The sequence below is a fragment of the Leptospira bandrabouensis genome (assembly GCF_004770905.1).
Classification (GTDB): Bacteria; Spirochaetota; Leptospiria; order Leptospirales; family Leptospiraceae; genus Leptospira_A; species Leptospira_A bandrabouensis.
Genome location: NZ_RQHT01000014.1, coordinates 1766418 through 1781240, shown reverse-complemented (window position 1 = coordinate 1781240; position 14823 = coordinate 1766418). Strand labels below are relative to the sequence as shown.

13 protein-coding genes are annotated in these 14823 nt (G+C 38.1%); 6 read left to right on the top strand and 7 right to left on the bottom strand.

Annotated features, from left to right (window positions below):
• Positions 1-4: 4 nt before the first annotated feature.
• Positions 5-1537 (top strand): histidine kinase dimerization/phosphoacceptor domain -containing protein, encoded by a 1533-nt coding sequence (locus EHR07_RS15560; protein ID WP_135745901.1) that lies wholly within the window; start codon positions 5-7, stop codon positions 1535-1537.
• On the opposite strand, the gene EHR07_RS15555 is transcribed toward EHR07_RS15560, so the two are convergent.
• The 3 genes from EHR07_RS15555 to EHR07_RS15545 form a co-directional block, all read right to left on the bottom strand.
• On the bottom strand, positions 1518-3080 hold the full coding sequence (locus tag EHR07_RS15555) for a hypothetical protein (RefSeq protein WP_244288959.1): 1563 nt from the start codon (positions 3078-3080) through the stop codon (positions 1518-1520). The genes EHR07_RS15560 and EHR07_RS15555 overlap by 20 nt on opposite strands.
• Before the next feature lie 141 nt (positions 3081-3221).
• Positions 3222-3647 carry a hypothetical protein gene (locus tag EHR07_RS15550; RefSeq protein WP_135745899.1) on the bottom strand — a complete coding sequence of 142 codons (426 nt, stop codon included), beginning with the start codon at positions 3645-3647 and terminating at the stop codon, positions 3222-3224.
• A gap of 125 nt (positions 3648-3772) precedes the next feature.
• Positions 3773-4906, bottom strand: coding sequence for an AraC family transcriptional regulator (locus EHR07_RS15545; protein WP_135745898.1), 1134 nt, complete (start codon positions 4904-4906; stop codon positions 3773-3775).
• Between the two features lie 257 nt (positions 4907-5163).
• Between EHR07_RS15545 and EHR07_RS15540 the strand changes: the two genes are divergently transcribed.
• Complete coding sequence (locus EHR07_RS15540; RefSeq protein ID WP_135745897.1) at positions 5164-5817, top strand: slr1658 superfamily regulator; 654 nt, start codon at positions 5164-5166, stop codon at positions 5815-5817.
• Between the two features lie 41 nt (positions 5818-5858).
• Here EHR07_RS15540 and aroA read toward each other — a convergent pair whose 3' ends face one another.
• Entirely contained in the window at positions 5859-7145 is a 1287-nt protein-coding gene (gene aroA, locus EHR07_RS15535) for a 3-phosphoshikimate 1-carboxyvinyltransferase (RefSeq protein WP_135745896.1), read from the bottom strand.
• A gap of 88 nt (positions 7146-7233) precedes the next feature.
• On the opposite strand from aroA, the gene EHR07_RS15530 reads away from it, so the two are divergent.
• Entirely contained in the window at positions 7234-9771 is a 2538-nt protein-coding gene (locus tag EHR07_RS15530; protein WP_135745895.1) for a cyclic nucleotide-binding domain-containing protein, read from the top strand.
• Positions 9772-9809: 38 nt separating this feature from the next.
• Positions 9810-10712 (top strand): NAD(P)/FAD-dependent oxidoreductase, encoded by a 903-nt coding sequence (locus EHR07_RS15525; protein WP_135745894.1) that lies wholly within the window; start codon positions 9810-9812, stop codon positions 10710-10712.
• On the opposite strand, the gene EHR07_RS15520 is transcribed toward EHR07_RS15525, so the two are convergent.
• Complete coding sequence (locus EHR07_RS15520) at positions 10713-11399, bottom strand: hypothetical protein (RefSeq protein WP_135745893.1); 687 nt, start codon at positions 11397-11399, stop codon at positions 10713-10715.
• Positions 11400-11482: 83 nt separating this feature from the next.
• Between EHR07_RS15520 and EHR07_RS15515 the strand changes: the two genes are divergently transcribed.
• Complete coding sequence (locus tag EHR07_RS15515) at positions 11483-11887, top strand: hypothetical protein (protein WP_135745892.1); 405 nt, start codon at positions 11483-11485, stop codon at positions 11885-11887.
• 5 nt (positions 11888-11892) lie between these two features.
• Complete coding sequence (locus EHR07_RS15510) at positions 11893-12384, top strand: hypothetical protein (RefSeq protein WP_135745891.1); 492 nt, start codon at positions 11893-11895, stop codon at positions 12382-12384.
• Here the strand turns inward: EHR07_RS15510 and EHR07_RS15505 are convergent.
• Entirely contained in the window at positions 12381-12866 is a 486-nt protein-coding gene (locus tag EHR07_RS15505) for a tetratricopeptide repeat protein (protein ID WP_135745890.1), read from the bottom strand. The two genes, EHR07_RS15510 and EHR07_RS15505, sit on opposite strands and share 4 nt — an antisense overlap.
• 62 nt (positions 12867-12928) lie before the next feature.
• Positions 12929-14818, bottom strand: a complete 1890-nt coding sequence (gene dxs, locus EHR07_RS15500; RefSeq protein ID WP_135745889.1) for a 1-deoxy-D-xylulose-5-phosphate synthase — start codon at positions 14816-14818, stop codon at positions 12929-12931.
• Between the last annotated feature and the right edge of the window lie 5 nt (positions 14819-14823).

Sequence of the window (14823 nt, the reverse complement as noted above, 5' to 3'; positions counted from 1 at the left end):
TTTAGTGAAGTTAAGAAACCGCAATCTGGATCCAGAAAGAATTGCCGACTTTGAATGCTTCCGAAGCGGAGTATTAGAACTCATCGTAAAAAATTCACCCCTTACCGAGATACTGAACGAAATTGTTCTTGGGATTGAGACTCTTAATCCAACAATGATTTGTACCGTTGTCCTCATCGAAAATTCCAAAATTAAAATTGGGGCTGCCCCTTCTCTTCCAAAAATTTACAACGAAGCTATAGACGGAGTTACTATTGGACCGGAAGTAGGCTCTTGTGGTACGGCTGCATATACCGGGAATCGAGTCATTGTAGAAAATATCGAGACAAGCCCTCTTTGGAAAAACTACAATGAGATTGCCATTCAGGTTGGTCTTCGTTCTTGTTGGTCAGAACCAATTAAGTCTCATACCAATGAAATTATTGGAACCTTTGCCATTTACCACCGTGAAATCGCAAGCCCCAGTGAGTTTGATATCTTTATCATTTCGGAAACTGCAGATTTAGTTAGCATAGCCATAGAAAAATCGATAGTTTCTACTCGACTAACAGAAAGTGAACGAAGGTTTCGTGATTTTTTTGAAAAGAACTCTTCTGTGATGCTTATCATTGAACCAAATACAGGTGAGATCATTAATGCCAACCAAACAGCAGTTCAATATTATGGATATCCGCATGAAGTTCTGATAAAGATGAAAATCAAAGATATCAATATTCTTCCAGAAGAAGAAGTAAAACAAGAGAGAATGCGTGCACTTTCCGAAGAAAGAAGTTATTTTTCCTTTCAACATAAATTGGCAAATGGGGAAATCAAACAAGTGGAAGTGTATTCCACTCCGATCGAAACAAGTAACAGACATCTCCTTTTTTCAATCATCCATGATGTAACTGAAAGAAAAATCGCAGAAGAAAAAGTAAAATCCCTACTTTCCGAAAAAGAAGTCATCTTAAGAGAAGTACATCATCGTATCAAAAACAATATGGCGATTTTATACAACCTCCTGGACCTACAAGCGAAATCACAAGAAAACGAATTTCTAACAAACTCACTTAAAGATGCAACAAGCCGTATCAAAACAATGTCACTTCTCTATGACAAATTGTATTCAGGGAAATCTATTCAAGAATTTCGGTTAGATGAATACCTAATACCATTATCACAAGAAATTATATCGTTATTCCCTTATCAGGTAAAATTAGAAACAGATATTATCAGTGTCCAACTCACTTCCGATCAACTACAAGCAGTGGGAATTATCACCAATGAACTACTGACCAATAGTCTTAAATATGCAAGAGATTCTTCTAAAGAATTGGAAATTCAAATTAAGGTATGGAAAGAAGAAGAGAATTACCATTTATGTATAAAAGATAATGGGAAAGGATTCGATTCTCAAATGATTAACGCTGAAAATCCTGGATTTGGTTTGACTTTAGTTAATATGTTAACGTCTCAACTTTCCGGCAAACTCAACTTTCATGGGAATGCCGGAGCAGAATATCACATAGTATTCCCTGTTAATAGGACTCGCCATTAACAGGAACAAAACTATAACGAAAACGTTTTTTAGAATTCCCTAAATAAGCAAATTCCATTCGAATATTATCGATTCGGTTATTATTATTACTATCAAAGTACAGCCGAATTTCTTTCTCCATAGATTTTCTATAGAAATAATTTTCTAGTACATACTGATACATTTGGCGGTATAAATTTTGGTTTTCTTCAGAAAGTTTTGGGTTTGGTTTGTCTGCACTCAGGCTAGCAAACCTAAGTTTCCCATTGATAAACCGTAGATTCGAATCAAGTAGATAGTTAATCGGATTTGACTGCTCTATCTGTATGACCATTGGAATTTTTACTTGGTTACAATTCCAATAGAACCTAAGAGTAGGTTCTTCTAAACTGAAATCTTTCCAATAAAACTCTAATTCGTTTTTCACACCACAAAATTCATTAGACTTTTCATCAGAATTCGGAACTTTAATCGATGTTTTTGGAAGATAAGAGAAAACTATTTTTTTTCTGCTATACTTTGAATAAACTCCATGGGGAATCCAAACAGAATCTTCCACTTTTTGAACCATATCCGTTGCCACTTGTTCCCCATTTCTTTTTTTAAGTTCCTTATAAAGAGAAGTGGAAAGGGTATTGATAAATTCTGGGAAAAAACGATCCCCTAGATTAGTATTCTCTATCGCTTGGAAAATAGTTACATCCGCAAGTTCTGCCCCAACCATTTGCCTGTATTGCCATAACAAAGAGGGGATAAAGGCGAAATCTTTTTTAAAATCTGATTCGATAGATGAATCATAAATTCCGATTTCTCGGTCCAAACGAAAAGTAGAAACTAGGAGTTGGCGTTTGACCGCTTCACATGTTTTATGAGTATATAATACTGGGTGATCCAATAAAGAAGCTGCATAATAATCCGATAACCCTTCTGCTAACGACCTTCCAATGGCATTGTTTCCCAAATATTTTCCAGTGATTAAATGTGTATATTCATGATAAATCGCATCAGGGCATGTTGCCGTATCAATAATCCTCTCAAAAGCAAATGTACTTAAAACAGGAACATCCCATTTTGGAGCGAACCATAATTCACTTTGCCATTTTCCATTAGATTCGGATGGAGGGATTGTCAATGCAGTATTTTTGAGAGTAACTTTGGAATCAATATATTCCGTCGGCGAATAAGCATACGGTGCATTAACTCGAACAATGATTCTTGGATAAAATTCTGTAATTTTATCTTTGGTTCCAGAAGTTAAAGCAATGTTTTTCCACCTAGATTCTATTTTTTGAAGTTGGTAACCTAAGGTAAGGTATTTTAGATTTCCCTCGATTTGACTGATTGTCATGGGGTTTTCTTCCAAACCAGAATAGATAGAGAAGTGATCTAATATATAATTTGTTTTTGATTTGAGATTTAATTCTTCTAAGGTAACATTTTTATGGATGAACAACTTACGTTCACTGTCCCAATCCAAAACTTGATTTTCTTTTTTTGTTTCTGAGTATAAACCAAGGCTCGAAGTAAAAACAAAAACAGAAAACAAGGTGTAGATTTTTTTCATCCAAACATTTCTACTAAATTTTTTATTCTTCATTTTGTTATACTCTATCAATTAAATTTGTTACAAAAAGACCTTGTTTCGCATCGTTTGGTTTACCCGAGGAAACAAGGTTTTTAAATTTATGATTGGTAGCTGTTAGGACTATAATCCAAGTCCCACTGAATCATACATTCCACCAGTAACTACATTACTGAGTCCACCTGCATGAATCACCAAACCAACAACTGCAACAACAGTCACAGAAGCTAATACGTTTTCTAAAACTCTAAAGTTTGATCCGTGTAAATAGTTTCCAGTAGATTGTTTCAATTGAATAGAAGAAGCAATTCTATCTAAGTCTTGGTCGAGTGTTCCTGCAAATTCAGCATTTTTAATTTCTCTACTGATTCGGGAAAACTCAGCTGGAGTGATATGAGCTTTTAGATACTCATGTGCTTCTTTGTTTGTCATTCCATTGTTTACCAAAATTTTTGCGGCTTCTTTTACGCTCATTTGGTTGGCTGGTGCTGCAAATGCTGCTTGAGTGGCAAACACGATAGCGAGTACTAAACTGATTTTCTTTTTCATAGGATTTATCCTTTCAATCAAATTTGTTTTCAGCGGAATTTTTTGGAACTCCCCTCTCAAACATGAATCCATCCTACTACGAAAAAGAATCCGAATCGTCTGGATCGATCGAATTGGATTGAAAACTACGACCGACTGGATCCAACTGGATGTTTTTTTAGAATTTTTTCTCTATATTCTCTTGGAGTGGTGCCTGTTTCTTTTTTAAAGGCCTCATTGAACGTAGATTTGGACCCAAACCCTACATCATAGGCAATGGCAAGGAGTGACCGATCCGGTTCTTTTTCGATTTTTTCCTTAGCTTCTTTCACTCGGTAATAATTGGTGTATTGGTAAAAACTTTGTTTGATCTCCGTGTTTAAAAATTCGGAAAGTTGATGAGAACTTAGGTCGATTCGTTCCGCTAATTCACGAAGGCTCAGTTTCTCTTCGCGATAGATTTTTTCTTTTTCAAATAAATTCTCGAGTTTATTTCGGACTTCGTTATGATCCAATTTGGAAATCTGAGAAATTTTTGCCTTTTTTTCATCTTCTACAATTTTTCTAACTTCCAAAAAGAAATCGGGATAGCTTTGTCTTAACACATATAAAAAACACAAAAATACTCCAATGGCAATTCCTGATAGTTGGTGTGCCGTTTGTCCACCTCGGGCCAAAGTGATGAGTCCATTGAAAGACAATGCCAAACAAAATCCCACGATGATGATTCCGATTTTTAATGTGTAATTTTTTCTAAATGTACTCCAACGGATTTGTTTGGAAATCCTTCTAAAAATACGTAGCATACACCAAATATAAATGAGAATGGTAGGCAATACTAAGAATAATGGCCTGCTTAAAAAGGGGTTCAAATCAAGGGTTAGATTTTTCTCATAATTTTTTTGATTCCAAACATTCCAAAATACAATCAAAACAAACAAGGTAACCAAAGGCACAATGCGATAAGAAAGTCTTCTAAATGAACGAAATTTCCCTTCCAAAATTGTAAGAAAGTATTCATCCAAAAGAACACCAAGACAGGCAACAATCGGTAAATCCGTCAAAAATAACGGAAAGAGCCCCTTGATTTTACCTGAAGAAATTAAGTAAAAGTTAAACAGTAAGTAACTGGTTCCAAGAAAGATGATACCCAAAAGGATTTGTTTTCTATTTTTATGATAACTGAAGAACTCTCCTATTGCGTAAAGAAATCCAAGTAATGCAGAGAACAATAGGAAAAAATTCAAATATTCATTAAAATATAGGAAGGGAGAAGTCATAAATTCACCACTCTAAAAACAAAAAATACCACTTGATAGTTACATTTAGACGCGAACTAGATATGATCAATCATTACAACGTTTTGGCTCCTAAAGAAACAGAAATATTTTTCCAAATAATTTAACACAACTTGTGAAAACTTCGAACATAATTTGTCCGACTCGATCGAAACGGATTTTTTTATAGGTAAGAATGGATCTACTCAGACGACTGTATTCCTTTCTTAGGGTATCCTATTAATAGAAAGAGGTAATCCATGTCTTTTGTCAGTTTAACATCCTTCAAACAATCAAATTCTAACATAACAAATTTCTCACCAAACCTATACGAAATGGGAAATGAAAACCAAACCGCCATCGAAAGCACAAGTTTACTTCTGGAACAAAAAATTTTTTTCCATAGTCAACTGTCTATAGCGGTGTCTGCAGCAGACATGAATTTTTATTGGAAAAGATGCGATGTATTATCCAATTTTATATCTCAATTTTATTTCCACTCTTATGAAGCAAAGAAGTTAGATAAAAATGCCATCTCCACTATCATCAATGAACTTGTGGAAAACGCAGCGAAATTTTCAGATAAAGAAAACAGTATTGTCCAAATTGAAATCAAAGACCTGGGAACCGATTTACGTTTAGAAGTGAAAAACCACGTGACTCCTTGGATGAAAGCAATCTTTGAAAATAAAATACAAAGCATTAAGGAAGGAGATATTAATCAGTTATATTTTGATGCTTTAGAATCACGTAATAATGGAAGTGGATCAGAAGGAATGGGTTTACTAATATTATTAAAAGATTACCACTTAAATCTTGCCTACGAATTTACCAAAACAGAAAAATCTGGTTTTGATCTGACCATTCGAGTCCACATTCCCGTAGAAAATAACCAAAAGGATTTGGCTTTATAAATCCTTTTGGCAAATGAGGTAAGTCAAAGTTTGAATATTTTTTAAAAGGATTTTAAGATTTCAAAAAATCCTGGGAAACTAGTGTCTACCCAGCTGGTATCGTCGAACTTTAGTTCGACGCTAGTTAATTTTGAAAGAATGGCAAAACTCATAGCGATCCGGTGATCCATAAAAGTTTCAATCGCAGAGGATTTGATTTCATTTACTTCCGCAAATTCGTAACCATCTTTGGATTCATTTACCTGAATACCCAGTCTTTCTAGATTGGAAACCATCGATTGGATTCGATCGGATTCTTTAGCACGAAGTTCTTCCGCGTGAGAAATTTGAAATCCCCCTTCTGAAAATAAACCGGCAATGGTAAGGATAGGAATTTCATCGATGATGGAAGGAATCAAATCTTCTGTAATCACAGACCTTTTTAATTTGGAAGGATAAACCAGTAAATCCCCGATCTCTTCACCACATTCTTGGCGTTTGGCGGTAATTTCAATTTTACCACCCATATTTCTAAGAACTGTGATGATTCCCACACGGGAAGGATTGAGACCAATATTACGAATGAGGAGAGGTTCACTCCCACCCGCACAAAGTCCAAAAACAATATAAAAGGCAGCACTCGAAATATCACCAGGAATTACAAACTTTGCCCCTTCAAAATGATAGGGTGGTTCTACGGTAAAATGAATAGGAGAGTGGTGTTTGATATTTCCCCCAAGAAATCGAATCATATTTTCTGTATGATCGCGGGAAACTTCTGGCTCTTTGTAATCAATCGAAATCTCTGAAGCAAGGGCTGCAAGTACCAAAGCACTTTTAATTTGTGCGGAAGCAATGGGACTCGAGTAAGAATAAGTTTTTAGTTGTTTGCCAGTCACTCGAAGAGGAGCCCGATCGTTTCCTTCGACAGAAACTATGTCTGCTCCCATTTCGCGCAGTGGATTCATGATCCTTGCCATAGGTCGTTTGCAAAGTGAGGCATCTCCCGTGAGAGTGGCGTTAATCCCAGGTAGCCCTGCCATCAGTCCCGCAGAAAGTCGGATTCCTGTCCCCGCATTTCCAAAATCCAAAACACTAGCTGGTGATTTTAAATTCTCTTTTCCTGGGCTTTGTACGGAATAACTTCCTTTGCCTAAGGATTCCACCGAAAGTCCTAAACTGACAAAACAATGTAAGGTATGAAGGGGATCTTCTCCTTCTAAAAAACCATGAATTTCCGATTTTCCTCGTGCCAGTGCGCTAAAGAGTACGGACCGGTGAGAGATGGACTTATCTCCAGGGACATAAATTTCTTTTTTTGCACTTAATTTGATTTGTGGCTTCAACATGTTGTATTTTTCTAAAAAGTATTTTGCAATTTGGCGCTTCTTTAGTAGGTTTTGACGGAAACCCAAGTTTCGCAAAACGAACAAACAAATGCCTCTAGATACCAGTAAAAATAACCAAAAGATCCCAGTCAATCCAGGTGAAGTCCTTTTCATCGGAGGCAAGGCCTCAACTTCCATGAACATCCTCCATGAAGGATCGGTTCGAGTAGAAACCACTTTAGGTGACACAAGTATTGTTCTATATAGTTTAGATGGGGCAAACTTAACACCAGGTATCTTTGCTCTCCTGGAAGGAACACCTTACCCTTATACCATTCGTGCCAAAACCTCTTGCGTTGTTTCTACTTATGTAATGAACAGGGACAATGCGAAAAAAACCATCACTTCCAAAGTATCTGTGGGAGTGATGGCCGTTCGCACTTTACTCAAAGAAATTGGGGAACTCTACAAACGTGTCCTCTCCATTAAAGGTTTGGCTGCAAAGTTCGAACAAACCATGGACAACTTAGGTGCAGTTTATTATATCTTAAACCCATCTATCTTTTCGGATGTCAGCCCAGGAGCACTCATCACTCGTGATGAGAATATCATTGATCCTGTGATGCGGCTCATACGAAACAACTTGGCTGGGTTCCAAGAACATGGGGGAATTTTACCTGATAAACCTACGGTTCATTTTTTAGAAGAAGACCATGGGGAATTTTTCGAACGTAATTATAGTGAAACCATTGAATGGAATGATGCCGAATTTCATTTCATTCGGAAAATCCTTTCGGTGAATCCCAAAATTTCACAAGCATTGTTTGAAGCAGATCCAAGTTTATTACAAAGTGCTGCAGAAAGTTATGTAAAAACCTATCGCGAGTTATTCGAAATATTAAACAAAGAAACAAGTGAACTTTCAGAGATGATGAACACAATGTTTGTCGGAGAAAACGCTCTTGTCGAAAAGTTTAATTTAACATTGGATCTTTTTAATACAGGTTATTCCACAATTCCTTCTACCGTATTATTACCAATCACAGAATGGGCTCTTAAAAAATCCAAATCCTTATTAGATGAATACAAACAGATATTTGGATCTGCTTATGCGTCCCTTGGAAATAATCTAGATAAATTAGAAACCAAACAATCAGAACTTACAGCCAAATATGGACACGAACTTTCAGCACAAAAAAACAAGGATGAGGTTAGTTCCCAAGGAAGTGAAACCATTCGTGCAGGTATTGATACCCAAGCACTCAAAGTGGAGCTACTAAACTCAGCAAGCCAGATCTTAAACTATTCGCAGGCAGACCCAGAAGCGGTAAAAGAGTTTTCCACACTAATGGTAAAACTTAAATCCTTTAAAAACCCATTGGATCCAGAACCAGACAATCGCAAAATTAGAAGAACCATTTCTAAAACTTATTGGGAAGTGTATAAAAAATCTTTTTCCAAATGGTTACAATCAGGGAAACAAGCACCTAAGGCCGTTGAACTTATGTTACGGTATGGATATTTTGACGAAAGCCTTCTAGATGAAGGTCATATTGTAGAACTGGTAAGTCGCTTGTATCAAAACGGAGGAAATCCGAGTGCCCCTATTCATTATGGAACCGATTGGTTAGAAAAAATCTATTCTCGTGAAGTGCCCACTTCCGTTGATGAACTTGGACAAACTTTTTTTGAAAAACTTAAAATGGATCTCAAAGATTCCGGAATCAAATCAGAAAAAGATATCCCACCAGATTATGATACAGGTGAGGCAAGACTTGGTTCGGAAATTTCCTCAATGTATGAACCAAACGTGCGTTTGACGTCTGGAAATATTGCCAGCCACTTCCCTATCCTTACAAAATATCATATCACAATACCTTTGGAGAAATGTTTTGTTTCCAAAGAAGATGTGGAAAAAGCACTCCAATACATCTTAAGTGTAGACTACACAGCATTCAACAGGGAAGTCATTTACCGAAACGAAGAGTTAGGAATCAAAAACGAATTCGTACAAAGATCAATTATCCCTGACTTCATTTTAGTCCCTTCGATTGGGCCGAAGATTATGATGTGGCAAGACCTTTCTGTTTTTAGAGGAGCAGGTTCTAAAGAATCTAGAGGACGAATTTGTATCCCACACTTTGTCACCGGTGATTTAAAAACTTTTATGTTGGAAGCCATTGCTGCTTTCCGTTGGGAACTTTGTAAAAACATACTTGGTCCTGATTGGAATAACGTCGGGATTCCTTCCATCACGGCAGATTACACAGATTATGTGCAGTTCTTTAAAAAGAGTAAGGACCTTTCTCCAGAACTCAAAGAAAAAATTGCAGCTGAGTTTAAACGTTTCCGTACCGATCGCGACAAATTTGCTTACGACTACTCCATGTGGATTCGATATGAAGCTGAAGGAGTGCAGAGAGTCAACCGAGTGGTACGTTCCATCTTCTATCGACACATTCCTTTTCACAAAAACATCAGAGAAAAGGTTAGTTCCCAACCTGCGTATTCGGAACTTCATAACCGATTCAAAAATATTCGAACTCGCCAACACAAAGAGTTCGAAAACAAATACAAAAAGTATATGGATGCCAGCGGAAATCTTCCCAAGGAACTTTATGAGAATTTAACTTTTTACGAAGTTTAATTCTTGCCAACTTCCATAGATGCAATTAAGTTGCATCTATGGAATCCATTCAAAAAGTTGAAGTAGCCATCATTGGGGGAAGTTTTTCTGGACTCTCCGCCGCCCTATCTCTGGTTCGTTCCCTTAGAAAAGTCATTGTTTTTGATACGGAAAGACCCTGTAATAGAAACACACCAGCTTCCCATAACTTTATCACTCACGATGGAGAATCCCCTGGTTCTATTCGTAAAAAAGCACTCTCTGATCTAGAAAATTACCCAAACTTCAAACTTACGTTAGGTGAAGTAACCTCCATCGAAAAAACGGAAGAAGGTTTTCTATTAAAAGGAAATGAATTTTCTCCCATCCAAACCAATAAAATTATTTTTGCCACTGGCCTGAAAGATGTTTTACCGGAAATTCCTGGATTTGCAGAGTCCTGGGGGAAGTCGGTCATCCATTGTCCCTATTGCCATGGATATGAATCTATGGGAAACAAAACAGGGCTTTGGATGAATGAACCAGGAGTATTCGAACATTCTAAATTTCTAAAACATTGGTCAAAAGAATTAACAGTTTATACAAATGGCCCCATTCAGTTTTCTAAAGAAGAACAAACCAAATTAGGAAATGAAGGGATTCAAGTTGTGACTGACTTGGTTGATAGACTGATTCATAAAGAAGGTCAAATTTCGGCCATTAAACTACAATCCGGAAAAGAAAACCAAATCGAGGCACTTTACACAAGATTACCAATGTTACAACATTCTAAGTTACCAGAAGAAATTGGATGTAACCTCCTTCCCAGCGGTCATCTAGAAGTCACAAATTTTTATGAAACCAATGTCCCCGGTGTGTATGCAGTCGGAGATATGGCATCGATGTTTCGTTCGGTGGCACATGCTGTCCACTCCGGAAACATTGCGGGTGCCATGCTCAACCGTGCTATGATTTTGTCCTAACTACACTTCTTCTACGAAATATGGTCTTGTGTATTCTCGGACTATCTCCACCACAAAACGACCCCAGGATTTGGGGTCCTCTTGGGAAATATTGACCTGTTTGATTTTTGGAAAATAAGCAGTGGGTTTAAAAACGGAATGGGTAAGCTCCAAGGCTCTGAGGTAGTTGTCCAAACGTTTTACTTTTACAAAATTGATGATTTCGTTTTGGATTTTTTCTTTGGGAAGATATCCCACAATGATCATTCGGGGAAATAGGTTTTTTTTCAAAAGTACAATAAAGTCTTCAAAACTATCCACACGGTCAATGAACCCTTCGTAAGCGCCGCCACCAAGGTTCATAATCTGGGTCACAATGTCCATAGAGAAGGAAACCCCTTCCATGGTAGACATGTCCGAGATAATCACAAGCCCTTCGTCTGGTTGGAAGACCTTAAACATATCCACACCTTTAAAATGGCGACGGAGGAGTTTGGCAGCGGATACGTCAATTTCCTGGGCCTTGGCAAGGAGAACCTTCCCTTGGGGGTCGAGGATGGGATCTCGCGTGATGAGGTACCGTTTTTTCACGGCATTTTGGTTCATGACTCGAAAGGCCTTTACTTTTTCCTCGATTTCATCTAAGGTTGAGTAACCAATCTTGAGTACATTTTCCCGTTTGCGTTTCCCGATGTCTGTTTCTTCCATGAAAGCTTGGCGCCTAAATCTTTGTATTGCTTATCCTATGGCAATTCTACCAATGTATAGCATATTTTTGTCTAAGGAATAGAATGCGGTTTAATTTTTCCCTTTTTCCCCTACTCTTATTCGTAATTGGATGTACCTCCGTAGATTTTATCCCAGAACCCGATTACAGGCCAAATGATTCCCGTTATAAGGTGAAATCTTGGGAAGAAGTGGAAATTCTGCGGGAGAGACCCAAACGACTCTTTAAAATCGTAGGTGAAGTAGTTGTTCGAAATACAGAAGATCTCACTTGGGAAGATTATGAACCTCGGGTCAAAAAAGATCTGTTTCGCCGTAAGGTTGACGGAGTTTGGATGACGGAAAAAAACCAAAATACAGTGGATTCAGTGACAGTAGAAACTATGGACCAAAAAGGCCGTTCTACAAACTCCTATTTACAAAAATCAAACCTTCCTTTTTGGAAGGGTTACGCCTATAGGTATAAATAAAATATATGCCAAGAATTTTTGATTCTGAAATTTATATTTCACCAGCCGATGAGTGGATTTTCCGTGGAAACAAAATCGATAAAGAGGAAATCTTACAATACTTTCGTAACAATCTTCATGGTAACGATAAGGGAGTTTATATTGAAAACCGATTCGGTGAACTTTCGGAACATGGTTACATTCGTATCGATGGATTTCCTTGCCATGTCCTACATGTAGAATTAACTGATTCCGGTATGGTCTTCCATACGGATGATGGGAGGAGTTATCCTTTTGGTGAATTTGAAATTTATGAAACTAGTGATGGTGGTCTTTTAGGACTTAGGTCTGTAGAAGAGAAAATCAAATACCGATTCACTTGGAATGCCGCTAGAGAACTCGCCGATTACCTAGCAGAAGAAAATGGGATTACTTATTTAGAATGGAAAGAAGTCAAAATGGAAATTCCAAAATATACGGGAGAAGTTTTAGTTCCCCTCCCGACTGACTATACTTAGTTGGAAGGCGCTTCTTCGTCGGATTTTAACTCTCGCCAAAGATCATTTGCTTCAGAAAAATCTTTTTTTAAGCTCAATGCTTTATGAAGGTATTGTAAGGACCTTTCGGGTCTATTCCATAACTTGTACAATGTGGCGAGGTTAAAATAAGAAATATGAGGAGCATCATTTCGTTCACAACGAACAGATTTTTTTAACCAATACACTGCTTCTTTATCGTTCCCCATACGTAACAAAAGAACACCGATTTCATTACATGGATTGCCGTATTCGTGGTTTAAACTAACGGCTTTGTAATAGGAAGCAAGCGCATCACTCCATTGACCGAGTGCGTTTTGGACCAAACCTAAATAAAAATAGGCTTCTTCGGATTCTTCCAATTCCAAACTGGAACGAAGGTGGAATTCAGCTCGGTCTAAGTCACCGACTTTGAAATGGTCTTTTGCTAAATCTAAGGAAAGTTGGAAAGAACTAGAAGACAATGAGATCCTCGCGCATTTTCTTTCATTTTCGGATGAGTTAAAAATCTCCTTGAAAACTAAATTTATTTTTTCAAGGCCAGAACCAATTCTTCCGCAATCTGAGAAGCGGTGAGACGGTAATGGTCCAAAATCTGATTTCTTTCCCCGTGGTGGATAGGTTCTGGTGGCAAAGCAAAGGTTTTTAAGAACTTACCCAGGAGATCTGATGGAATTTCATTCAACAGAAATCCAGAAGCACCTGCATGGATATAACTTTCGTCCAAAATCACAAACCTTTTGTTTTTTTGGATTTGTCCATGAACCAGATCCTTATCATAAGGACGTAACCAAAAAAGATCCACAACGGAAACCGAGATCCCTTTTTGTTTTAAAATTTCGGCCACTGACTTCGCAATGGGTAACATAAACCCAACTGATAAAATTAGTAAATCTTCTCCCTCTAAAACCAAGCGAGCTTTTGCCTTAGTAATCGAAAATGGAGTTTCAAACTTTAACTCACGTAAGTCGCCGCTGTCTTTCGGGAAACGAATGGCAATGGGATGTTCTGTATAATCCTTCATAAAATGAAGGCTATCGATAATATCTTGAGCCGAACTAGGAACTATGATATCCATATTGGGAAGTCCCGCCAAGTATCCAAGATCAGAAAGACCTTGGTGGGTTTCGCCGTCAGGACCTACAATCCCTGCCCGGTCGATCACAAACCGAACTGGCAAATTCATAAGGGATACATCTTCCACAAGTTGGTCCATAGCCCGAGTGAGGAAGGTGGAATAAATACACATAAAAGGAATGGCACCACCGCTTGTCATGGCACCTGCAAAAGCAACGGAATGTTGCTCTGCAATTCCCACATCAAAAGTATTTTCTGGATAAGCCTCTTGGTATTCACGTAGCCCAGAACCTTCAATCATCGCCGGAGTAATGACTGCGATTCGTTTGTCTTTGTCAGTTAAATCGGTAAGTGTTTTTCCAACAATTTTAGAAAGCCCAATTTTATTGGAGTCGGAAGTTGCCATCTTCCCTGACTCTTTGTTAAACGGTGTGACACCGTGGTATTTGATAGGATCGGCTTCTGCTGGTTTATAACCTTTACCTTTTTGCGTTAGAACATGCAAAAGAATGGGGCCTTGGATTTTGGAAAGGTTTTGTAACATCTGAACCACACGGTTCACATCATGACCGTCAATCGGACCAAAATAGGTAAAACCCAAATCTTCAAAAAGTCCACCGGGACGCATCATAAAATGTTTAAACGAAGTTTCCATATTATGAGCAAGCGCCTGTAAGGCGGGGCCGATAAGTGGAATCCATTTTAAAAAACCATAAAATGCCGTTTTACCTCTGTTATATACTTGTGAGGAAATAATACGATTGAGGTAATTGGAAATAGAACCTACGTTTTTGGAAATCGACATATAGTTGTCATTCAAAATGACGAGCATGTTCGGTTTAATATGACCACCATGGTTCATAGCTTCGAGAGCCATCCCTGTAGCGATGGAGGCATCCCCAATTACGGCAGCCACTTTATAATCTTTTCCTAGTAGGTCACGGGCACAGGCCTCACCGAGGGCTTGGGAAATGGAAGTTCCTGCATGGCCAGTATTGTACAAATCGTATTCAGATTCCTCCCGTTTGGGAAATCCAGATAGACCCTGCCACTTACGAACTGTGGGCAGTTCTTTTTTTCGGCCTGTTAGAATTTTATGAGGATACGTTTGATGGCCCACGTCCCAGATGATTTTGTCTGTGGGGGTTTGGAAAACATAGTGTAAAGCAACGGTGAGTTCCACAACGCCTAGGTTACTGGCGAAGTGCCCTCCCACATCAGAGAGGGTGTCGATGATGTATTCCCGAAGGTCATGGCAAACCTTCGGGAGATCCTCTTCATTTATCTTTCTAAGATCTTCCGGAAATTGGATTTTGTCGAGATAGGGATATGATGGCATGTAAA